Origin of the sequence: Anaerococcus martiniensis, from assembly GCF_043187485.1 — a bacterium.
Classification (GTDB): Bacteria; Bacillota; Clostridia; order Tissierellales; family Peptoniphilaceae; genus Anaerococcus; species Anaerococcus martiniensis.
Map to the genome: position 1 here is coordinate 681,722 of NZ_CP171106.1, position 21,598 is coordinate 703,319.

The following is a 21,598-nucleotide window of genomic DNA, read 5'->3' on the forward strand; positions in this document are numbered from 1 at the left end:
CTCCTAATATTTTTTAAGCTCTTCTACCTTATCAAGGGCTTCCCAGGTAAATTCTGGATTATTTCTACCAAAATGCCCATAGCTTGAGGTATTTTTGTAAATTGGCCTTAATAGGTCCAAATTATCTATAATCGCTTGTGGTCTAAAGTCAAAGTTTTCTTTGACAATTTCTAGTAATTTTTCATCATCATATTTGCCTGTACCAAAGCTGTCTACAAATATTGAAAGTGGATGGGCAACACCAATTGCATAAGAAATACCAATTTCAAGTTTTTCAGCAAGGCCAGCTGCAACCATATTTTTAGCTGCATATCTTGCCATATAAGCTGCGGACCTATCTACTTTTGTAGGGTCTTTTCCAGAAAATGCTCCACCACCAGATTTTGAATATCCACCGTAGGTATCCACAATTATTTTTCTACCAGTAAGCCCGCTATCGCCTTTTGGCCCACCAATTACAAATTTGCCTGTTGGATTTACATAAATTTTAGTATTTTCATCTATGAGTGAAGGATCTATTACTTTTTTTATAACTTCATTTATGATATCTTCTCTAATTTGTTCAAGGCTTACATCTTCTGTATGTTGGGCAGAAATTACTATATTGTCAATACGAACTAATTTATCATCATCATATTCTACAGTTACTTGAGTTTTGCCATCTGGTCTTAGGTAGTCAAGTACTTTATTTTTACGAACTTCTGTTAGTCTTTGGGCAAGTTTGTGGGCATAATTTATAGAAACTGGCAAATATTCTTCAGTTTCATTGTCCGCATAACCAAATATAATTCCTTGGTCACCTGCACCGATTTGGTCGTATTTATCATTTGTTGATTTAAATTCTTGGGCACTATTTACCCCTTGGGCAATGTCTGATGATTGCTCAATTAGGGAAGTAAGAACGGCTACATTTGAATAATCAAAACCAATATTTGGATCATCATAGCCAATTTCTTTTATAGTCTGACGTACAATTTGTTCCACCGGGGCATAAGCTGTTGTAGAAATTTCACCAACAACTAATACCAAACCTGTTGAAGTTACTGTCTCACAGGCTACCCTTGCATTTTTATCTTGTTTTAAGCACTCATCAAGGATTGCATCTGAAATCCTATCGCAAACCTTATCTGGGTGACCTTCTGTTACTGATTCGCTAGCTATAAATCTACGCATCATTTCTCCTCTAATATTACAACAGCACGAGCTTCAATTCCCAGTCCTTGTCCAGTAAATCCAAGGCCTTCACTTGTAGAAGCCTTGATAGATACATTTTCTGGAGCTGTTTTTAAATGCTCTGCTAATAAGTTTTTGATTTCATCTCTCCTTGGGCTTATTTTTGGCATTTCACAGATGATAACTGTATCAAGATTACCAATTTTATAGCCCCTTTGGTCCATAAGCTCAACCACATGGTCAAGTAGGTCTATGGAATAAATGTCCTTGTATTTTGGATCTGTATCTGGGAATAATTTTCCAATATCACTTTGCCCTAAGGCTCCCAAAATTGCATCCATAATGGCGTGGGTCAAAACATCTGCATCAGAATGGCCCAAAAGGCCTTTTTCATAATCAAATTTGATGCCGCCTAGGATTAAATCTCTATTTTCTACTAGCCTATGAACGTCATAGCCTATACCAATTTTCATTTATTTTCCTCAGTTTCTTCTTGTTTTTTAATATATGCTCTTGCAAAAAGTATATCTTCATTTGTGGTAATTTTGATATTTGAATATTCTCCCTCAACCACTTTTACTGGTGTTTCCCTATCAAAAAACTCAAATAATTGACTGTCATCAGTTATCTTAAATTCACTTTTTACGTATTTTTCATACATGGTAAATATAGTTTTTTTGTCAAAGGCTTGGGGAGTTTGAACATTGTAGACAAAGGCACGGTTTGGCGTAAAATCTACAACCATGTTTTCATCTAAAATTTTAACTGTATCTTTTGTTTTTGTTGCAGTTATTACTGCCTTATAATTTTTTAGCTCCTTTAGTGTATTATAAAAAAGCTGTCTACTTGCAAAAGGTCTTACCCCATCGTGGGTTAAGACCAATTCACAATCTTTATTTAAGGCTTTTAGTCCTTCAAATGTCGATAGCTCGCGAGTGCTGCTACCAAAAACATAGTTTACTTTTTTAGAAAATTTGTCATTTTTTAGTATTGATTTGATAATCTCTTCATCTTCTTTTCTGATTACTAAAATTATTTCGTCAAATTCTTCAATACTTGTTACAGTTTCTAAAGTACGTTCGATTATTTTTTTATCATCGATATTTAAAAAAGGTTTGTTAATATCGCTATTCATACGCCTGCCTGAACCTGCGGATGTGATTATAGCTGATAAAAATTTGCCATCAAACATTTAATCCTCTTCGCTTCTTACAAATATCATACGTCCTGCAGAAGTTTGTAAAACACTGGTTACAACAGCATTTATAGTTTGGTCGATAAATTTATCCCCATCTTCTACTACTACCATTGTACCATCGTCAAGATATCCTACACCTTGATTTTTGCCCTTTCCTTCCTTGATGACGTCTATTCTCATTCGTTCACCTGGAATTACTACTGGTTTTAGGGCATTTGCCAAATCATTTATGTTTAAAACCGGGATGCCTTGGACATCTGCCACCTTGTTTAGGTTGTAATCATTTGTAAAGACTTTTGCTCCCAGATCCATGGCAAGTTTTAAAAGTTTGCTGTCCACTTCCTTAATTTCTGGATAATCTTGATCTGTTATTTTTAGATTTATTTTATCTGATTTTTTAATTGCATTTACAATATCAAGCCCGCGGCGACCACGTTCGCGTTTTAAGTCATCTGGGCTATCTGCTATGTGTTGGAGCTCTTCTAGGACAAATTCAGAAATAATTAGCTCCCCTTCTATAAAATCAGTTTCAATAATATCAACTATTCTTCCATCTATAATCACTGATGTATCAAGTACTTTTGGGCTTGCAGGATTTTTGCTTCTATCAAGTTTAAAAGTTGATTTTAAGTCCTTATTTTCTTTGCTGGTTTTAAACAAATTGACAAAATCATCGCTATTTTTAGCTGCCACTCTCCAACCTAAAAAACCTAAACCGATATATAATAAAATAGATAATAACACAAAAATTGAATTGCCCACATAAGGTAGTTGTAGGCTGGTTAAAGGTCTTGAGATTAAAGTTGCAATTAAAATACCAAGTATTGCCCCAATTGTTCCAACAATAAGTTTGCTTGCCGGTATGTCGCTCATTTGGCCTTCAATATTTGAAATGCCTGTCATAAATTTATCTGCAAATGATGCAAATAATAAATAAAATATTATCCCACCAACTAGGCCTGCTATAACATTAGCAATGATAAATATAATGCCGCTCGGTTGAATTAACAAACTTGCGGCATTGAATACATTTAAAACTACTATGCCAAGGACTAGGCCAATTAGTGTGATAAGAATTTCAAAAACTCTTTTCATTAACACTCCTTGATTACTAAAGTCCGATAGATTCGTCTATCATTTTCTCAGCTTTTTCCTTATCTAGAGAACCTGCCATGACTAATTCGCTAGCCATAATTCTTCTTGCTCTATTTAACAATTTCTTTTCTGTGGTTGATAAACCTTTTTCCTTATCCAAAATTGTAAGATTTCTAACCATCTTTGCAATTTCGAAAATATCGCCTGTCTTAATAATTTCTTGATTTTCTCTGTATCTTACATTCCAGTTGCTAGACATTTCTGTTGGTTCATCATCCAATATTCTAAGTACTTCATCGCCTTCTTCTTTGCCGATGACATCCCTTATGTGCATTTTGTCAATATTTGCTATTGGAATTGAAATATCCATAGAACCAATTGGCATTTTTAGGATGTAATAATCTTTTTCTTCTCCCAAAAATTCCTTTTTTTCAATAGAATCAATAGTACCCGCCCCGTGGTTTGGGTATACGATTTTATCGCCGATTTTAAACATTTTTACCTCCTAGGTTCTCACTATTATTATATCAAATTTGAACCTTTTAGTAAATAAATTAAAGTTTTGACAAAATACCTAGACCCTATCTCTAAGTCCTGTTCTCATCCTAATTTTCTCTTTTAAGACCCTAATATCGGCAAGGGTGGTAGATCCCCCGTATTCTCCATCAAGGGCCCAGGCTACTTTTTGATTAGTTCTTACAATAAATTCTCTGCCTTGACGGAGAATTAGCATATCATTTTCTTTTCTATTTGTAATTCCAAAAACAATTTTATTTATATCAGCCAGAGATTGGGGGCGTTTTACCATAGTTAGCTCAAAAATCCCATCAGAAAGGCCTACATTTTCACCGGTTATACCCACAAACCCTCCAACAGAAACAGAATTTGTAACCATAAAGTGGATAAATTCCCCACCTATGACTTCTCCATCTACTTCCACTTCCATTTTATATGCTGGGATGTTAACTAGGGGTAAAGTTTGCTTTAAGCCCTCAAAAATATAAGCAGAACGACCAAAAATATTTTTGATGTCTTGTCCAGTACTATAAGAAACCTCGGCAATAGTCCCAAAGGCTGCTACATAGACAAAATATTTTTCATCTAGCCTTCCTACATCAATATGTTTTTGATAGCCACGGGTAGCAACTTTTGTGGCTTTTTCTATGTCTGCTGGGATATTTAATGATATTGAAAAATCATTTGTAGATCCAGTTGGTATGTAGCCTATTAGGGGATCAATTTCCCTTTTGCAAACTGCAGAAATAACTTCATCAAGGGTACCATCTCCACCGCTGACTATGATTTCGTCAAAACGATGGCCCATTTTTTCTACTATGTAGCGAGCATCCCCTCGACTTTGACTTGCATAAACGCTTGTTAAATATTCTCTTTCGCTAAGGTAGTCTATAATCCAAGGTAAGTATTCATTTATTATCCTCTGGCCGCTGTTTGGGTTGTAGACAAAAAGGGCATCTTTCATGGTATCTCCTTTATTTCTTTATTTAAGAAAAATATACACTTTATAGGATTTTTGTAAATAAAAAAGATGCCAATTTGGCATCTAATTTAAGCAACACTTAATTTATCTTTGTGGATTTTAAGAGTTAAGATGTAAAATATAGCTGCAACAAATATGTTAAATAAGGCTGGTAGAATAACCGTCTTCATAACAGGTGCATTATTTGCAACTTCAAGACTAAATTCACCTGAGTTAACAGTAGTCATATAATCAGCTATAATCCACCCTTGAACTTTAGTGAATAAATATCCAACAATTATAAATATTATGGAAAATATAATTGCTGAAGCAGATTTTGAAACTCCTAATATTTTTAAATGACCAGCTGTATTCGCAAACATAATCATAGATGCAAATGAAAGTCCAAGCATAAAAAAGTTTAGTATTACTCCCCAAAATATCCTAATATCTATCTTGCTAAGTAGTTCTGAGATTTCCCCAAAAAGTTCAGCTAAACTTAATGGTGCATTGGATTGGGTAATAGTTAATAGTATGAAATTCAAAACAATAGATATAGCAATAATAAGTCCTATTAATATATAATTGATGTATCTTGCTCCTGTAACTTCAGCAGAACTAAAGGGTAAGGCTGAATAAAATGATGCATTATCACCATAAAATCTTTGATTGTCATTTCTTGTTAAAACTGCAATACCAATAAGTGGTCCTGCTACTAAAAGTATCCCAGAAAGTACTAATCCAATTCCAACTAACAACGAGCTCTCAAAAACCCTTATTAGCTGAGAAAAAATTGTAACTGCAGCTAAGGGTAAAAACATCCATAGAATAATAGTTTTAATATCTTCCTTAAAAATTTGTCCAAATAATTTTCCCATTACATAACCTCCGTAAAGTAATCTTCTACACCCATTTGATGATTTAATCTTATATCATCTACACTTTCATTTACGATTATTTTTCCATTTTTTACAAAAACTACCCTATCCAAAACTTTTTCAATTTCAGAAATCAAATGAGTAGATATAAGCAAAATTCCGTTATAGTCAAAGTTTTCTATTATGGTATTGATTACCATTTTTCTAGATTTGGGATCCACCCCACTGATTGGTTCATCTAATAAATATATTTTTGCTTTTCGGCTAAGGGTAAGGGCAATTTGAACTTTTTCACGCATACCCTTTGAGCATTCGCCTAACTTTAATTCACTTGAAATGGCAAATCCTTTTAGCAGATTATAAAACTTATTTCTATCAAAATCTTCATAAAATTTTTCATATATGCTAACCACATCATTTATTTTCATATTTTTATCGAGTGGCAAGTGGTCTGGCTGGTAGGAAACTATACTATTTGTATGGCCACCAGGTTTTTGCCCATTTATTTTTACAAAACCCATATAATTTCTTTCAAGGCCTGCAAGGATTCTAAGTAAGGTTGTTTTTCCTGATCCATTTTCTCCGACAATGCCAACTATTTGCCCATCTTCTAAAGTTAAATTTACATTATCTAGGGCTGCCTTGCCGTTATAAACCTTGGTTAAATTTTTTATATCAATCATTTTTCTCCTCCCAATATTGTTTTAATTGGTTAATTGCTTCATCTTTTTTTAGATTTAAGTTTTCTGCACCACTTATAAATTCATCTGCTATCTTATAAAAAGAATTGTCTTCTAATTTTGAAATTAAGTTTTTATCATCTGTTACAAATCTGCCTGCTGTTCGTCTAGTTTCTGTTAGACCAGCTCGTTCCAGTTCTACTAGTGCTTTTTGAACTGTATTTGGATTTACTTCATAATCTCTTGCTAGATTTCTTACAGAGTCGATCTTTGCTCCAGGCTCCCACTGGCCAGTTGATATTTTTACCTTAAATTCTTCTAGAAGTTGCAGATAAATTGGTCTTGATGAATCAAATTCCATCCGCGCCTCCGTTTTTGTATTATTGTATTACTATCTTAGTACAATAATATTATAACAGCTGTTTTTTATTTTTGCAAGTATATATTTATTTTTTTTATTTTTGGTACAAAAAAAAAGCAACCTCCATGGGTTGCAAATTTTATTTCACTTATAGATTTAATAAGTCTTTTGTTATGAAGTTTTTTAATAAGAATAGTATTACTAGAGCAATTGCGTATTCTACTGCTAAATATGATGCATTATAAATTATTGAATATACTAATGCGTTTTGTCCTTCTGGAGCAAATGATGAGAAGAATACAACACCTGATAATACGTGAGTGACGTATCTTGCTATAATTGCAATAAATGTACCTTTTAATACTGGAGCAAATGAACGAGTTGTTTTAAATTGGTCTGAGAAAAGTCCTGATAGACCAATTAGCCCATATGGTAATGGATAATCTAAGATTGCTTGGATTGGGTGAATAACATATCCACCAAAAATCATATCTAAGATTCCATACACAGCTCCGATTAAAAATCCTTTTTTAGCTCCATATCTAAGTGAAAATATGATAAGCGGAATCATTTGGCCTGGTGTGATTTCTCCACCTTGTGGCATTCTAAATAATGTAAAACGCGCTAATACAAATGATAAGGCAATTGCAAGTGCGCCTTCTACTAGCATCTTGGTAGTCCAAGATGATTTTGTCTGATTATTTTGCATAAAAAAATACCTCCTTTTGCACATACTTAGAGAGGTTTAGACACTTTCCTCCGCAAGCATTACCTTGACCAGGTTAAGGGTATGATCTCAGCCAACTGGCACCCCTAGTGCATATTTATTATATTACATTTATAAAAAAATGCAAAAATAAAATGGCTGATAGCCCCTATATTTCTTTTAGGTATTTTGTTTTTATATATAAAGAATCACCGTTAAATTCTACTCTTATAAAGCCATCTTCACTTTCATTTACTATCTTAACAACAGATCCTGCATCCAACTTATCATATGCACTTTTTTCATCCATATCTGCATAAATATCAGTTTTTTGACTCACTTCATAAAGTCCACCAATTTGTGGGCTATCATCTTTTTGACCTTGCTTTTTATTTTCATAAATTTTTATATCTTGGTCCTTGTAATTATCATCATTTTTACAAGCAGTAAGAGAAAAAAGACAAAGCAATAATAAAACTTTTTTAATAATAAATCACCCCTAAAATATCAATTTCCAGTCTTTCTAGCTCATTTACAGCATTTTCCAAATCATTTTTTAAGGCATTTTTTGAAAGTAAAAGGATTTTATAATCTTCATATTCAGCCGAATCTATGGCTTCCGGGCTGTTAAAGTTAGCTTCATTAATTAAAATATATGGATAATTTGCTTTTAGTCTCCTAAGTTCATCAGAAATAATTTTTTCATTTTCGGGGCTAATTACAAGTCCATTTAAAATATTAGCAAGTTCACCTGCAATATTGACTTTTGTATTTGCATTTTTTAAGTGGGCAAGGCCTATTACTGCATTTGCTCCCTTAGTTTTTATTTTTCTTTTAACTTTTGCAAGCTCAGAATTTTTATCTTTTGTTAAATCTGCCAAAACTTCATAATCTAATTGGCGAATATCATCAGCAGTGGAAATCCTATCTGACAATAGTTCTTTAAGGATAAGCAATAAAATTCCTAGCAAGGCCCCTACAAACAGGCCCAAGATTGCAAAAATTATTCCACGGATTTTTGAGGCCTTACTTACAACTACATTTTGTAAATATTCAATATTTTCCATATGCAAATAATTTCTTGCATATGACCTAAATTCTTCTGCAATAAGTGTAAGGGTATCTTCTGCGCGTTTTTCGTTTGAATCCTTATATGTCAAGCTAATTACTCCGCCTTGAGGGTTGACATCATAGTCAAAGTTTTTAGAAACTTTTTTGCTATCCCAGTCTGGATCGATTTTTTCTGAAACAGTTTCAAATAGATTTTCTGATTCCAAAAATTGAGAATAAACATTGGCAAGTTTTTCATTTAAAATTAGCTTATTGTAGGTAATTGGCTCATCATCATTGCTTGTTACAATTAATACTGCCTCAGCCTCATAATCTCCTGGCAAAATATTTTGGGTAAAATAAGCCAAAAATCCAATCAAGAGTGCCGGAATAATAATCAGCCACTTATTTTTATTGATTGCTTTTCTAATATCTTGTGTTGTTAACATAATATGCTCCTATTTTAATGAATGAATTGCATTTAAATTTGTAAAGAAAAAATCATAACTTGGGGCCTTGGCCATTAGGAAAATGGCGTAGGGTATGATAAAAATAACAATGGCAAGGGCAATTAAAAATCGGCCTAGCTTATCGATATTTTTTATTTTTTCTAAAACAAGGGGTATATAAATAATTTCCAAAATCGTAAAAAAGGTTGAAAATCTAAAGGCAATAGCAGTTGATGACCTAAATACTAATAGTACCAAAAGGGCAAACCACATGGCCTTTATACTTGCTTCTTCTATAGTAAATTTGCCAAAATCTTTTTTTCTAAAATACATCAAGCTTGTGATAAATAAAGCTGCGGCAAAAATAATTCTTGGGTCATAAAAATTCATGGCTCCTGCAAATTGGCCGGTAAAGGTATAATTTAAAACCTTAGTTGCCATTCGTCCCAGTCCAATTGCAGATAAGATTTGAGCTAAAATCCTAAACATAAGGCTTGAAAAAACTGATGCAACAAAGGCAAGACCTGCTGTTAGAATTTTAAAAAATCTGCCAATTTCAAAGGCCATAAAAAATAAAAATGGCAATAATATTACACTTGCCCTATGAAAGGTCATGGCAAAAACAAAAAACAAGAAGCTTTTAAAGAATTTTTTCTCACTAAAAAAATTAATGCTCATAAGTCCCAAGCCAACTGCACTTGCAGTTCTTGCCGTTTGCATATCAAATTGGATAAATATTGGCAAAAATATAATTGCGGATAAAAAAGGATTTTTGCTTTTCTTTATAGATATATATGCCACAGGAATTATGGAAAGGGCATTCATAATCACAATTATCCATTGCCTTGATAAACCAAAAGTATTTATCAAATAAGAAAATAACCTAAAGGCAAACTCCACTGGATAGGAAAAGTTTAAAACTTTTGAAAAATCTGTCCCTATATCTTTGGCAAACCACAAATAATTGTAATAATCAGCATCTCCTGATCCCCTAAAGGCTGCAAAGGCAAACATAATAAAAAACATGAGCCCTGCAGCAAGATTTTTCTTATTATTATCCTTAAATTTTATGAAATTGTTAATTAAAAATAAGCAAAGCTCACTTAAAGTAAATAATGCAAATCCCATATTTTTTCCTTAATATGAAATATTATATCATTGCCTTAAAATTTTAAAAAGAATTTTAATCAAAAAAATAAAAAACAGGTCTGAAATATTCATTTAATCAGACCTGTATATTATTATTTTATTCTAAGGATTCACTTGTCCACTTATAAAAGTCATAGGCAATATTTTTCCAATAGTTCCAGTTGTGCTCATTTTCTTTTGAATCTATTTTAAACTCAGTATTAATATTACTTAGTTTTAAAGCATCTACAAATTTATTTACATCATTAAATGGTACAGTTGAGTCACCTAATGAAGTTCTTATATAAAAGTCAACATTAGAATTATTTTTTATATAAGTTTCCGGATGCATTTTTTGATAAAAATCATCAGACCATGGCTTATTAGCTTCTTTAAAAGCGTGATTATTTTTTCTTATATTATTATCTTCATCAAGCTTATACCAAACAGCTGGAGATATCAAGGTTGCTTTTGAAAATTTGTCAGGATACTTAAGGGCAAATCTTGCTGCACCATATCCACCCATAGATATCCCTCCAATAGCGCGAGAGTTTCTAGATTTTTTTGTATTGTAAGTTTTATCAATATATGGAATTAGATCTTCAATGATAGCTTTCTCCATTTTCATGCCATCGTTTTGATCAATATAAAAACTATTAAATCCATCTGGAAATACAACTATCATATCTTTTCCAGTTTTTTTAATAACTTTATCCAAGATAGTTTTAGAGTCAAATCTCTCCAATAAATTTGTATGATTGCCTCCCAATCCGTGTAACATGTATAAAACTGGATATCCACCAGCTTTTTTAGGATTGTAATTTTTTGGTAGATATACATTGTAGTTCCAATCGAGTTTTAAATTTGGAGAATAAAGTGTGCTAGTTACTCTTTGACTTGGTTTTTCTTCTTTTAAAATATTGTCAGCTTTTTTTAATTCTTCTAAAATATTATTTACTTCTATTAGAGTCTTATATTCTTCCTTATAATAGTCATTTACATTTTTTAAAACAATATAATCATTAATTTGACCAATATTAAAGTAGTCATCATTTTCTCTAATTAATCTTTCTTTGCCCTTTAAAAGCTCATCTGATAAGGCAATAATTTGTTCTGGAGAGGACTCTTGTAATGATTTATAAAGCAAAGTTGTAATCGCTCCATAGCCTGCTGATAAAGATTGATCTGAATAAAATAAATTTGGATTTTTTTCTTTATTTAAAACTGGAGAGTTTTTCTTATTTGTAAGTAAAGTTATAACCATATTTTCTACTGGATCTATAACTGTTAATGTACCAGTCCAACCAGTATGACCATAGGTTTTTAAACTAGCAAGATTGGAAAATGCCCATGCGTACTTACCATTTCCCATAAGTCTCCAACCTAAACCATAAGATGGATCGATTTGTTTTGGTCTAGTAAATAAATCTTGAGTTTCTTTATCCCAAAAAATAATATCCCCATATTTTCCATTATTTAACATAATATTAGCAAGTTTTGATAAATCTCTGGCATTTGAAAATAAACCCGCATGTCCACTTATCCCATTCATAGAGTAAAATGCTTTTTCGTCGTGGACTTGACCCCAAATTGTATCTCTTCTAATATTATTAAAATCAACTTCACCATCTCTCGTATTTCCATTTAGTTCAGTAGCTGCTGTGTCATGTCTTTCAAAACCATTTTCCAAAGGATTAAATGTAGTTCTAGTAAGCTCAAGAGGTTTTACAAAGCTTTCATTGAAATATTCATCTAATTGCATTCCTGTAACTTTTTCAATAATAAAACCTAAAAGCATATAGTCTACATCAGAATATATAGTATCTTTTCCAGGTTCATATTTAAGAGGTGTTTTAAAAATCATATTTAAAGTATGATTTTTATTTTGAGAATACAAGTCATTTTTCCCATTTTTTATACCATCATCCTTATCATATTTTTCATTATGATACTGAGGATCTGCTGGAAAACCTGCCTGGTGCATCAAAATATCTCTTATACTTATATTATTTTTTCCCTTTATGATATCATCATCAGAGTCTTTAAAATCGTCAAAATATTTATTTACCTTATCATCTAAGTTTATTTTTCCTTCATAAACTAATTTTTGAAGAGAGTAGTTAGTAACATACATTTTAGTATTACTAGCTAAATCAAACATGGTTAAATCATCAACTATATCTCTTTTTTCCATTTCAATTGGTTTTCCATCTTTATAATAATTATTTTTATATCCAAAATTATGATTATAAATTTCTTTATTATCTTTCATTACAGAGATTTGACCACCAGCAAAGTCTTTTTTAACTTCTTCATCTAAAATTTTTTCAAGCAAATCAGTGGTGCCTTTATCCAATGTCTCTTTTTTTGTTTCTAAAGGTTTTTCTTCTTTACTTGCTTTAATACTTACATTAGTTTGATCTTTAGAATCTAACACATCTAAGTAATTCTTACCGTCGGCTATATTTTCATCTACATCTTTTTGATCTGATACTTTCTTTCCATTCAAATAAATTTCACTATCATCAAAATCATCAATTTCAACTTCGCTTTCCCCTTTTTTTGCATCAAAAGCAAAAGATGAATTTAGTAATATGGAATCGTCATATTCACTTATATCTTTGGGAAAGGAATAATCATAATAGATAATGTTTTCATTAGTTGAATCCTCATTACTATAATTAGCATCAGAAGCAAAAGAAACGCCTGGAAACAGTAAAGCTATAGATAATATCAAAATGCTTTTTTTCACAATTACCTCCTTATATGAAAACTTTTTCAAGATTATTTTATAACATCCGAAATAATATTTCAACATAAATTTATATCATTTAAATAAATTATTCAACATTTTAATTTACTTATAATATTAAACAAATTCTAAATTTAACACTAACTTTACAAATCTTTTATAAATGTAAAACATTTGTGCATTAATATAAGTACCAAGGGAACAGTTTGAAGCTGACAGATTAATTTTCATCGCATATGCGTACTCTTCCTTAATAATAAATTTGTGTCAACTGTTTACCTTTCCGGGTACAAAAGTCTAAACCCTCAAACTTTTGTGCTTCTCTCACAATTATAAAAACTCTTCTTAGCATAAATTTTTGCAAAAAACCTTAGTGAGAGCTCTAACAGTCAGGCAGCGGCCTTGGCTGTTTTTTTGTATAAAAAATTATCTGGATAAATTATATCAACAAAAGTTTTTTAAATGCCTTATCACTTTTGAATATATTACCTACTTATGTTAGAATAATTGTTATGAATAATATTGATTTAGCAAAAACTACACTTTTAGAAAATAAGCATTCCATAGTTGTAGTTAAAGAAAATAATGTTGTTTATAAGTCGGATAAAAATGGCTTATTGCCTATTATAGATGTCTATGACAGTGATAAAAAAATCCTAGATGGTGCAGCTGTTGCAGATAAAGTAATAGGTAGGGCTGCCGCACTTATTTTGATAGAAGCAAATATAAGCAAGCTTTATGCCCAGCTTATATCAGAAAATGCCATCAGTATTCTTGATAATACAAATATTGAATATGAATACGATAAAAAAGTAAAGGAGATAAGAAATAGGGATAATACTGGCATGTGCCCTATGGAAAAGCTATCACTAGCCACTGACAATGCTGATGAGCTAATAAGAAAAGTTAAGGAGAAATTTAATAAATGACTACAAAAAAATTAGTATATTCAGCAGTTTTCCTGGCTTTAGGAATATTATTTCCAATGATATTTCACACTTTAGGCCTACCTGGCCAAGTGCTATTACCAATGCATATTCCTATTTTTCTAGGAGCTTTAACACTTGGACCTATTCCAGGATTATTAATTGGATTAGTAACTCCAGTTCTATCAAGCCTACTTACTGGCATGCCACCAATGGTGCCTATGGTTCCAATTATGGTTTTTGAACTAGGAGCTTATGGATATTTTGCCGGATATTTTTACGAAAAATACCAAAAAAATGTATTTCTTCCTTTAATCGGAGCTATGATTATAGGTAGAATTGTAGCTGGGATTGTAGCGTCAATAGTATTTAATATATTTAATATGGAAGCTATCAGCATCATTCCATTTATTACTGGATCTTTTGTAAAAGGACTTCCAGGCATTATCTTAGCACTTGTTCTAGTTCCACTTTTATATAAATGGATGCCAGCTAATATAAAAAATAACTATGATCCAAGGACAAATAGGATTGGTTAAATAAAAAAAAGACCTTGTTAGGTCTTTTTTTATCTTAAATTTATTCTGCCAAAGGCTGCTGATGCAAAGATTTCTATGTCTGATTTTTCGACATTTGTAGAAACTTCATAGCCTTTTTCTTTTTGCATTTTGTTTTTAAATTTGTCGCTTAAGTTTAGGCCTTGGCTTAAAACATTAGCTTTTATTTCACCATTATAGGATTCGCTATCTATTACTATATTTCCAAATCCTGAGTTTAAATCAATTTTTTCGCTATCCTTGATATTGTAAATTCTAATATTTCCAGAATCTGTGTCTGCAAATAAGTTTTTAGTATTTAATCCATCTACCCTAATATTGCCGCTAACTGCATCAATTTCTGCTTTTTCGCCACTAATATTAGCTAAGTATACAGATCCATTTACATTATCAATTGTTAAATCCCCATTGGTATTTTTAACATCTACTTTTCCATTTGTATTTTGAATGTCGATATTTCCTTGGGAATTTATCACATTTACTTTTGCATTTATAGAATTAATGCTAGTTTCTGTAAAATCAACATCTTCTATTTCGATATTACCATTTACAAGGTTAATATTTAGGTTTTCGTATAAATTTTTTCCTAGGGCAAGCTTTATAATTGAAGTTGCTTCAAGATTTTGGTAAGTTTCGTTGATTTTGATATTTAAATCATCTTCTACAATTTCAATATCTAAATAATCTAAAAGTTCGCCTTTTTTCGCCCAAATATCTTGGTTGATTGTGATTGCAGAATCACTTGCTCGCTCGATTAAAACCTTGCCTGATGGAATGTCGATATTGATTGTGTTGATTTCATCATCAATTCTCATTTCCTTATTTGTATTTACTTGGCCTTTGATATTGTATTGGTTGATGTCAATATTTTCCAAATCTATATTTGAAAGTGATTCGAAAGCATCAGTTGTTTTTTTGATGACACTTTCTATAGATTGGTTGATTTTAGCCATAAAGTCGCTTTCGTTGCGATTTTTTTTATTGCCAACAGCACTTAATAAGTCATTTGCTTCTTCAACAGTAATCTTGCCTTCTTTAAGCATTTCTAAAATTAATTGTTTTTCATCATTCATCTTTTAATTCCTCCAATAATTCACGGGCTTGGTCAGCTGTGATTTCGCCGTTATCAAGCATATTAAGGATATCTAAACGGCTTTCTTTTTTATCGATTTTGCCACCTAGTTTTGCTACTAACTTATCAATTCTATTTCTAACTGTTGGGTATGAAATGCCGATTTCTTCTCCAACATCTTTGATTGATCCTCTTTTTTGTAAAAATAATTCTATAAATTCTTTATCTTCTTTATCAAGTCTAGAAAATTTGTCAATTTCAAATTCACCACTTACTTCTGTATAACAACTATTACATCTATATGATGTGATGATCATCTCGTCACCACAGTTTGGACATTTATTAATCATAGATAGCCTCCTTTTGATTTTAATATACTACCAATTTTAATTTTTGTAAAGTCTAATTTAATATTTTTAATATTTTTTTACTAATTTTTTAATTTATCAATTACACTTTGATAAAACACACATTTTCTTCAATAAAAAAAGACTTGAATTTTCAAGTCTTATATATAATCTTTCGCCCAATAGGATTTTAATGTACGAACAATCCATAATATGGTATTTACCATGACAACTGCTAAAAAAAGCATTCCTAATAGCAAAAAAGATGCCATGCTTATGTCGTTTGTAAATATTTTTGGTGGCAGGAAATTATATAAAAATGCTGATATAAAGAAAAATGCCATCCATTTTAGGCTGGTTTTTAAATTTCCATCAAAGTCTGGGAAAATCATTTGTTTTTTGCCATAGCGATTTTCAAATTCATCCCTTTTTCTTCTGATTTCTTCACGTTTATTTTTGTCCGCATGGTCAATTTTAGCTGAAAAATAATGCTCCATATCTTCATTTGTTGTTGCATATTTTAATAAATTGTCGACTTCTTTCTGGCTGTATTCTTGATTTAAAATTTTGCTGGTAATGGCTGCCTTTGATTTGTAGGTCTTGCGATTTTCCCTTAAATCTTTTAGTTTTTGGACATCACGGGTATCTGACAAAAGTTTTTCAGTTTCTGCCTCGTATTTTCTTTGGTATTTTAAGAGATTTGTAAAAATAAATACAAATACCAAAATTACAAACATTTGGGCTATTAAAACCATTATCTCACCAGCATTAAATATTGTAGCAAGTCCCATAAAAAAAGCCGGGATTAATATTGTAATAATGGAAAGTCCCAAAAATTTTAAAATAGATCTCATAAATTTAGTACCTTTTCATAGCATTCTACCAGGCGTTTGCCGGTGTTTTCTATAGATTTTTCGGCTGCTTTTTTGTAGCCCTCTTCTCTTAGTGATGGTAACTCACCATTTAATATTCCTTTTATTTTTGCTTCAAATTCCTCATTTGAAGTACCCTTGTAGACATTTTTGCCGTCAATATAATCATTTTCAAAAATTTCTATATCACGGATTAGAATATCCGCCTTACAAGCCAAGGCTTCTAAAAGGACTATTCCTTCTGTCTCTTCGTGGGTTAAAAAAACATATAAATCTGATCCGCTGTAAGCTTCTCTAAGGTCAGTACTTGAAATATAGCCTGGAAAATGTAGATTTGCTGGAGCATTATCAATTAATTTTTTGATTTCTATGGGTAATACTGCAGGATTTAACTTGCCAAACCAAACAAATTCATATTCTGGCATCTTATTTGCCAAATAAATAAAATCATCAATGCCCTTTCTCTTTATAGGCAAACCTACAGAAATAATTGATTTTTTACTCTTATCTAGGCCATATTTTTCATAAAAATTGTCCCTATCAAAGTCCCTATCCTGCCAAAAATCTAAATCAATTCCATTTGAAACAACTTCTATGGGTCTTTTTAGTTCATAGGATTCTAAAATTTCCTTAGAATAATCAGTAGGGGTTAAAATCAAATCTCCCTTGTTGTAGCAATATTCTAGCCATTTTTTAAAAGCTGGAGCTATTTGATTTGAAAATGTAAAAGAATTTCTAAAGTCTTCTTTGGTAGAGTGGGCATGATAAATTACTTTTTTGCCGTGCCTTTTTGCCCTATCAGCAAAGGTCACAGATTTTGGGAAAATTGTATTGATGTGGACAATATCAAAATCTTCCTTCTCATTTAAGGTAAAATCACAACCAACAAGGGACAAGGCCTTGATTTGGTGGTCAATTGCCTTACCTACACCACTTTCTTTAACTGTATCATAATCTTTTGTATATAAAAGAACTTTCATAATCAAACTCGTTTATTGCTTTCTCGTACAAATCTTCACACTTACTACCAAAACTTTCTACAGAAAAATTATCTAGGGCGTATTTTCTAGCATTTGTAGATAATTCTTTTTGGTAGTCTTTGTTGTCTAAAACTTTGTAAATGTATGTCTTATATTCATCAAAATTATTAAATCTAAATCCGTTAAATCCATTTTTTAATACACCATCTAAGGACTCATCGTCACGGCAGACAGCGACAAGGCCGTTTGAAAGTGCTTCATAATAAGTAAGTCCTTGGGTTTCTGAGGTGGATGATGTGGTAAATATATCTGCTGCTTGGTAATATTTATTAACTTCACTAGGATCAACCATACCCACAAAATTAACATTTGCTTTTAATTTTTCATTGTAGGCTTTAAGCTTATCAGCATGTGGTCCGCCTCCTACTATGAAAAATTCAATATTTGGATCATCCAGCCTTTGGTAAAAGTCTATCAATTCCTCGATATTTTTCTCCTCTCCCAAACGACCTAGATAAAGTAATATTTTCTTATCCTTAGGAATACCTAGCTCAGCCCTTAAATCCTCATCATACATATCACAAATATGGACACCTGTTGGGATTACAGCAATTTTTTTCCTGTCAATATTATAAGATTCCAAAATATTTGCAGTTTTTTCAGTAGGGGCAATCATATAATCGCACATATCTGAAAAGTTTTTGCTAAAGGCTGCCACAATTTTTACACCAGCACGTTTATTTTTTGTAAAATAGTGGGTGTAGTCCTCATAAACCGTATGGTAGGTGTGGACTAAGGGGATATTTAAAATTTTTGCCAAAGTTTTTCCCATAAGAAATGTAGAAAATTCGCATTGGCTGTGGACAATATCTGGCTCCCATTTTCTGATATTTCTAAGATGAGTTTTGGCCAAAATATTTGTAATTCGTGCTTCTGGATATATTCTTTTTGCAGAAAGAGATCCTACGTAGTACACTTCCTCAGTTTGGTAACTAGAAATGGTATTTGAAAGTGTTAAGACTCTTACCTCGTGACCTTGACTTTCTAAATAATTTTTTAAGTTTAATACAGATCGGACCACCCCGTTTACAACCGGATAGTACCAATCGCTTGTTATAAGTATTTTCATAAATTCCTCTAATATTACTATATTAGCTAAGAAGACTTTTTACAATTCATCTTTAATTATCAATTAATTTTAGTATAGTTTATGTGAAATGAGGTGAAAAATGGGACCCCTAATTGCAACTAATATCATGCTTTTAATATTTAGCATTTACATAGGCATATTTTTTAGGCACTTTCATAGTAGCTATCCTGAAATGGAAGTAGGCTTTCACTTATGGGAAGTTTGCTACAATCAGGATACATGGAATTATGGAAATAAATTTGCAGGAAATCTTTCAATCATCCTAGGCATATTATTTTTTGGAATTATTTATCCTATTTGCCTGTATTTAGAACTTAAGAGGTCTTATATGACCGGGCTTTTAATTATTCTTGCAATACTATTTCTATTGCTATTATTTCTTATAGTAAAAATAAGGATGCGCAAAAAATTTAATCTAAAAGACAAATAAGACGGCAGTATTGTCGTCTTATTTTCTTATCCTAAAGGTATTTTTCCCATAAATTTTAACTAGGAGGTGAAAAACAATTATTAAAATAAGCATTATAGCACTTACAATAATTAAAGTTAATTGTCCCTTAGATGTTTTTCCAATAATTAGTGGAATAAAAATTACATTTGCATAATTTAATATATTGTAAAAAAGCTTGTATCCATGTCCAACATTAGCCGCCTCAAAGTTAAAGGGTTGGAAAATATAGTAAATAAATAATTCAAAGGCCATATAAAATAAAAAGCTTGCCAATACAAAAATCTCACACACAATTAAATTTTTAATACCTAGAGCTGGAAAAAGTACAAAAGCTAAAATATTTACCAAAAAACCTGCTATAAGGCCAATTAAGTTTATCTTTAATAGAGATTTGTACCTAAGCTTAAACATGGCAAAAATTGCATCTTCCTCTTTATAAAAACCATATTGGAGTAAGGACCTATCACAGTTTAAAAACATGGCTCTGCTGGAATTTGGATTATTAAAGAGTATCGATACAAATATTGATTGAACCAATAGCAAAATATTTTCTATGCCAAAGTTAGAATCACCAAGTTTATACTTTGTAAATCCTAGGGCAAGGGCAGCTACAGCAAAGATAATACCAGCTTTTTTTATAATTGGTTTGGCAAGAAGTCTCTTGTGCCTTGCAAAAAATAAATTATTTAAAAGTTTATAGCCGCTTCCATTTTCTTTTTGATTATCTTCTAAGTCAGTATCTTTTAAGGCCAGGCTATCATTGGCAATTTGATCAAAATCTAGACTTATATTAACTTCTTCGGCCTTTGCATCCTCCAATACCTTGCCATAGTCATCTAATTTTAATAGATATTTTATTGCAAAAATAGATCCTATAAGGCTAATTACAAATATTACTAGCAATATAAGAGTACTGTAAGTCTTTACATTCATAAGGATAGTAAAAAGAACTATAAAGGATAGGATGTTTACCCACCACTTGTCCGCATAAATTTCCTTTTGCCCCTTTGAAATAATAAGAGTAAAGGTGTTTGAGATAATCCTTACAAAGGCAAGGATAAAGCTTAGTAAAAATCCGTTTTTAAGACCAATAAATATTGCAAAAGCAAATCCCCTTCCAAATCCTATCCTAAGGGGGTCAAAAACTCCTTTAATCAACCCACTTTCTTTAGGGGCCAATCTGTACTGGTTATTTAGATTACGAATATCAACCTTATTGCCAGCAATGCTATTTGAATTTATAGCAGCACTTAGGTAAAAGGCTAGAAATGATAGGTTTGATAGGGATAGGTCGACAAATTGATTAGTCCTTAGCCCTTCAAATTGTAATGGAGTTTTTATAAGCCAGAGGATAAATCCCGCAAAAGCCAAAGCCATAAAGTAAGCAAAAATGCTTTTTAAAATCTGACCCAAAACAGAAAATATGGGACCTAGGGCATAGACAAGTTTTTTTAATCCATAGGCTCTATATTTTTCTCCTGTATATTTTCCAATTATTGGCAAATGATGGAAAAAATAAATAATTTTGTTAATATTTTTGGCCAGATTTGCGTTTTCTATAATCCTATATTTTTTGTAATATTCCATACTAATCCTCCTTTTGGAGTAGGTCGATGACCCTATCTTCAAAATCAGGATTATTTTTTATTTGCCTATCTACTTCTTCTATTTGACCCTTATGTAATAAAACTATCTCATCTGATATGTCCTTGGCTAGGTCTAAAATGTGGGTTGAAAATATTATTATATGTTCGTTTTTAATAGATTTGATTAAATCTTTCATTTCTTTTTGGACAACTACATCTAGGGAATTAAGGGGCTCATCCATTAAAATAACTTTTGGTTTTAATATAAGAAACATCATCATTTGAAGCTTATTTCTCATCCCAGTCGAATATCCTTGGATAAGTCTATCCTTATCATCTTCATCAAATTTTACCAGGTCAAAATAGTAACTAGGGTCAAGGGTTCCTGCAATTCTTTGCCTATTTACATCTATAAAAAAATTTATAAACTCCCTAGCAGTTAAAAACCTTGGCAATTCTGGTTCTGCTAGCATAAAGAATACATCCTTACTATCAAGATTTATTTTTTCATCATTATCTATTAGATAAATCTGCCCGCTATCTCTTTTAAGTTCCTTTGCAATCAAAGAAAAAAGAGTTGTCTTTCCAGCTCCATTCCTTCCCAAAAGGGCATATATAATACCTTGGTCAAATGTAGCATCTAAATTTTTTAAGACACTCTTTTCTTCAAATTGTTTTGATAAATTTTCTATGACTAGTTTCATCATATC

Annotated in this window: 24 protein-coding genes and 1 riboswitch; of the genes, 3 read left to right on the top strand and 21 right to left on the bottom strand. The window is 31.5% G+C overall.

The window, feature by feature from the left end:
- Positions 1 to 3: 3 nt before the first annotated feature.
- The 14 genes from metK to pbp4b all read right to left on the bottom strand — a co-directional run bounded on the left by metK (position 4) and on the right by pbp4b (position 12,947).
- Positions 4 to 1,173 (bottom strand): methionine adenosyltransferase, encoded by a 1,170-nt coding sequence (metK, locus tag ACF3NF_RS03440; protein ID WP_394024435.1) that lies wholly within the window; start codon positions 1,171 to 1,173, stop codon positions 4 to 6.
- The gene (gene ispF, locus ACF3NF_RS03445; protein WP_394024212.1) at positions 1,173 to 1,646 is read right to left on the bottom strand and encodes a 2-C-methyl-D-erythritol 2,4-cyclodiphosphate synthase; all 474 of its coding nucleotides are present in this window, start codon (positions 1,644 to 1,646) and stop codon (positions 1,173 to 1,175) included. Before ispF ends, metK begins: the two co-directional genes overlap by 1 nt.
- Positions 1,643 to 2,365, bottom strand: a complete 723-nt coding sequence (gene ispD / locus ACF3NF_RS03450) for a 2-C-methyl-D-erythritol 4-phosphate cytidylyltransferase (protein ID WP_262123045.1) — start codon at positions 2,363 to 2,365, stop codon at positions 1,643 to 1,645. The genes ispF and ispD overlap by 4 nt, the downstream gene beginning before the upstream one ends.
- Complete coding sequence (locus ACF3NF_RS03455; RefSeq protein ID WP_394024214.1) at positions 2,366 to 3,466, bottom strand: PIN/TRAM domain-containing protein; 1,101 nt, start codon at positions 3,464 to 3,466, stop codon at positions 2,366 to 2,368.
- Positions 3,467 to 3,482: 16 nt separating this feature from the next.
- On the bottom strand, positions 3,483 to 3,962 hold the full coding sequence (locus ACF3NF_RS03460; protein WP_394024216.1) for a CarD family transcriptional regulator: 480 nt from the start codon (positions 3,960 to 3,962) through the stop codon (positions 3,483 to 3,485).
- Between the two features lie 78 nt (positions 3,963 to 4,040).
- Positions 4,041 to 4,946, bottom strand: a complete 906-nt coding sequence (locus ACF3NF_RS03465; protein WP_394024218.1) for a diacylglycerol/lipid kinase family protein — start codon at positions 4,944 to 4,946, stop codon at positions 4,041 to 4,043.
- An 86-nt stretch (positions 4,947 to 5,032) separates the two neighbouring features.
- Positions 5,033 to 5,821: a hypothetical protein gene (locus ACF3NF_RS03470; protein WP_394024220.1), complete on the bottom strand. Its 789-nt coding sequence runs from the start codon at positions 5,819 to 5,821 to the stop codon at positions 5,033 to 5,035.
- Entirely contained in the window at positions 5,821 to 6,504 is a 684-nt protein-coding gene (locus ACF3NF_RS03475) for an ABC transporter ATP-binding protein (RefSeq protein ID WP_394024222.1), read from the bottom strand. The genes ACF3NF_RS03470 and ACF3NF_RS03475 overlap by 1 nt, the downstream gene beginning before the upstream one ends.
- Positions 6,497 to 6,862 carry a GntR family transcriptional regulator gene (locus ACF3NF_RS03480; protein ID WP_394024224.1) on the bottom strand — a complete coding sequence of 122 codons (366 nt, stop codon included), beginning with the start codon at positions 6,860 to 6,862 and terminating at the stop codon, positions 6,497 to 6,499. The genes ACF3NF_RS03475 and ACF3NF_RS03480 overlap by 8 nt, the downstream gene beginning before the upstream one ends.
- 148 nt (positions 6,863 to 7,010) lie before the next feature.
- Positions 7,011 to 7,571, bottom strand: a complete 561-nt coding sequence (thiT, locus tag ACF3NF_RS03485) for an energy-coupled thiamine transporter ThiT (RefSeq protein WP_394024226.1) — start codon at positions 7,569 to 7,571, stop codon at positions 7,011 to 7,013.
- A 28-nt stretch (positions 7,572 to 7,599) separates the two neighbouring features.
- A riboswitch (TPP riboswitch) is annotated at positions 7,600 to 7,687 on the bottom strand.
- Between the two features lie 50 nt (positions 7,688 to 7,737).
- A complete protein-coding gene (locus ACF3NF_RS03490; protein ID WP_394024228.1) occupies positions 7,738 to 8,037 on the bottom strand; it encodes a hypothetical protein in 300 nt (99 codons plus the stop codon).
- Positions 8,038 to 8,050: 13 nt separating this feature from the next.
- A complete protein-coding gene (locus ACF3NF_RS03495) occupies positions 8,051 to 9,067 on the bottom strand; it encodes a YveK family protein (RefSeq protein ID WP_394024230.1) in 1,017 nt (338 codons plus the stop codon).
- 9 nt (positions 9,068 to 9,076) lie between these two features.
- Positions 9,077 to 10,195 (bottom strand): EpsG family protein, encoded by a 1,119-nt coding sequence (locus tag ACF3NF_RS03500; RefSeq protein WP_394024232.1) that lies wholly within the window; start codon positions 10,193 to 10,195, stop codon positions 9,077 to 9,079.
- Positions 10,196 to 10,313: 118 nt separating this feature from the next.
- Positions 10,314 to 12,947 (bottom strand): penicillin binding protein PBP4B, encoded by a 2,634-nt coding sequence (gene pbp4b / locus ACF3NF_RS03505; RefSeq protein WP_394024234.1) that lies wholly within the window; start codon positions 12,945 to 12,947, stop codon positions 10,314 to 10,316.
- A gap of 512 nt (positions 12,948 to 13,459) precedes the next feature.
- Here pbp4b and ACF3NF_RS03510 point away from each other — a divergent pair.
- Both ACF3NF_RS03510 and ACF3NF_RS03515 read left to right on the top strand, forming a co-directional pair.
- A complete protein-coding gene (locus tag ACF3NF_RS03510; RefSeq protein WP_394024236.1) occupies positions 13,460 to 13,876 on the top strand; it encodes a DUF1893 domain-containing protein in 417 nt (138 codons plus the stop codon).
- Positions 13,873 to 14,412, top strand: a complete 540-nt coding sequence (locus tag ACF3NF_RS03515) for an ECF transporter S component (protein ID WP_394024238.1) — start codon at positions 13,873 to 13,875, stop codon at positions 14,410 to 14,412. Before ACF3NF_RS03510 ends, ACF3NF_RS03515 begins: the two co-directional genes overlap by 4 nt.
- A gap of 29 nt (positions 14,413 to 14,441) precedes the next feature.
- Here ACF3NF_RS03515 and ACF3NF_RS03520 read toward each other — a convergent pair whose 3' ends face one another.
- From ACF3NF_RS03520 to ACF3NF_RS03540, 5 genes are all read right to left on the bottom strand, one after another.
- Entirely contained in the window at positions 14,442 to 15,503 is a 1,062-nt protein-coding gene (locus ACF3NF_RS03520) for a DUF4097 family beta strand repeat-containing protein (protein ID WP_394024240.1), read from the bottom strand.
- A complete protein-coding gene (locus ACF3NF_RS03525; protein ID WP_262123072.1) occupies positions 15,496 to 15,852 on the bottom strand; it encodes a DUF2089 domain-containing protein in 357 nt (118 codons plus the stop codon). The genes ACF3NF_RS03520 and ACF3NF_RS03525 overlap by 8 nt, the downstream gene beginning before the upstream one ends.
- 158 nt (positions 15,853 to 16,010) lie before the next feature.
- A complete protein-coding gene (locus ACF3NF_RS03530; protein ID WP_394024242.1) occupies positions 16,011 to 16,703 on the bottom strand; it encodes a hypothetical protein in 693 nt (230 codons plus the stop codon).
- Positions 16,700 to 17,701: a glycosyltransferase family 4 protein gene (locus tag ACF3NF_RS03535; protein WP_394024244.1), complete on the bottom strand. Its 1,002-nt coding sequence runs from the start codon at positions 17,699 to 17,701 to the stop codon at positions 16,700 to 16,702. The genes ACF3NF_RS03530 and ACF3NF_RS03535 overlap by 4 nt, the downstream gene beginning before the upstream one ends.
- Entirely contained in the window at positions 17,670 to 18,830 is a 1,161-nt protein-coding gene (locus ACF3NF_RS03540) for a glycosyltransferase (RefSeq protein WP_394024246.1), read from the bottom strand. Before ACF3NF_RS03540 ends, ACF3NF_RS03535 begins: the two co-directional genes overlap by 32 nt.
- 193 nt (positions 18,831 to 19,023) lie before the next feature.
- Between ACF3NF_RS03540 and ACF3NF_RS03545 the strand changes: the two genes are divergently transcribed.
- A complete protein-coding gene (locus tag ACF3NF_RS03545; protein ID WP_394024436.1) occupies positions 19,024 to 19,281 on the top strand; it encodes an SdpI family protein in 258 nt (85 codons plus the stop codon).
- Positions 19,282 to 19,299: 18 nt separating this feature from the next.
- Here ACF3NF_RS03545 and ACF3NF_RS03550 read toward each other — a convergent pair whose 3' ends face one another.
- Positions 19,300 to 20,889: a hypothetical protein gene (locus ACF3NF_RS03550; protein WP_394024248.1), complete on the bottom strand. Its 1,590-nt coding sequence runs from the start codon at positions 20,887 to 20,889 to the stop codon at positions 19,300 to 19,302.
- A gap of 1 nt (position 20,890) precedes the next feature.
- Positions 20,891 to 21,595 carry an ABC transporter ATP-binding protein gene (locus ACF3NF_RS03555; protein ID WP_394024250.1) on the bottom strand — a complete coding sequence of 235 codons (705 nt, stop codon included), beginning with the start codon at positions 21,593 to 21,595 and terminating at the stop codon, positions 20,891 to 20,893.
- Positions 21,596 to 21,598: the final 3 nt, after the last annotated feature.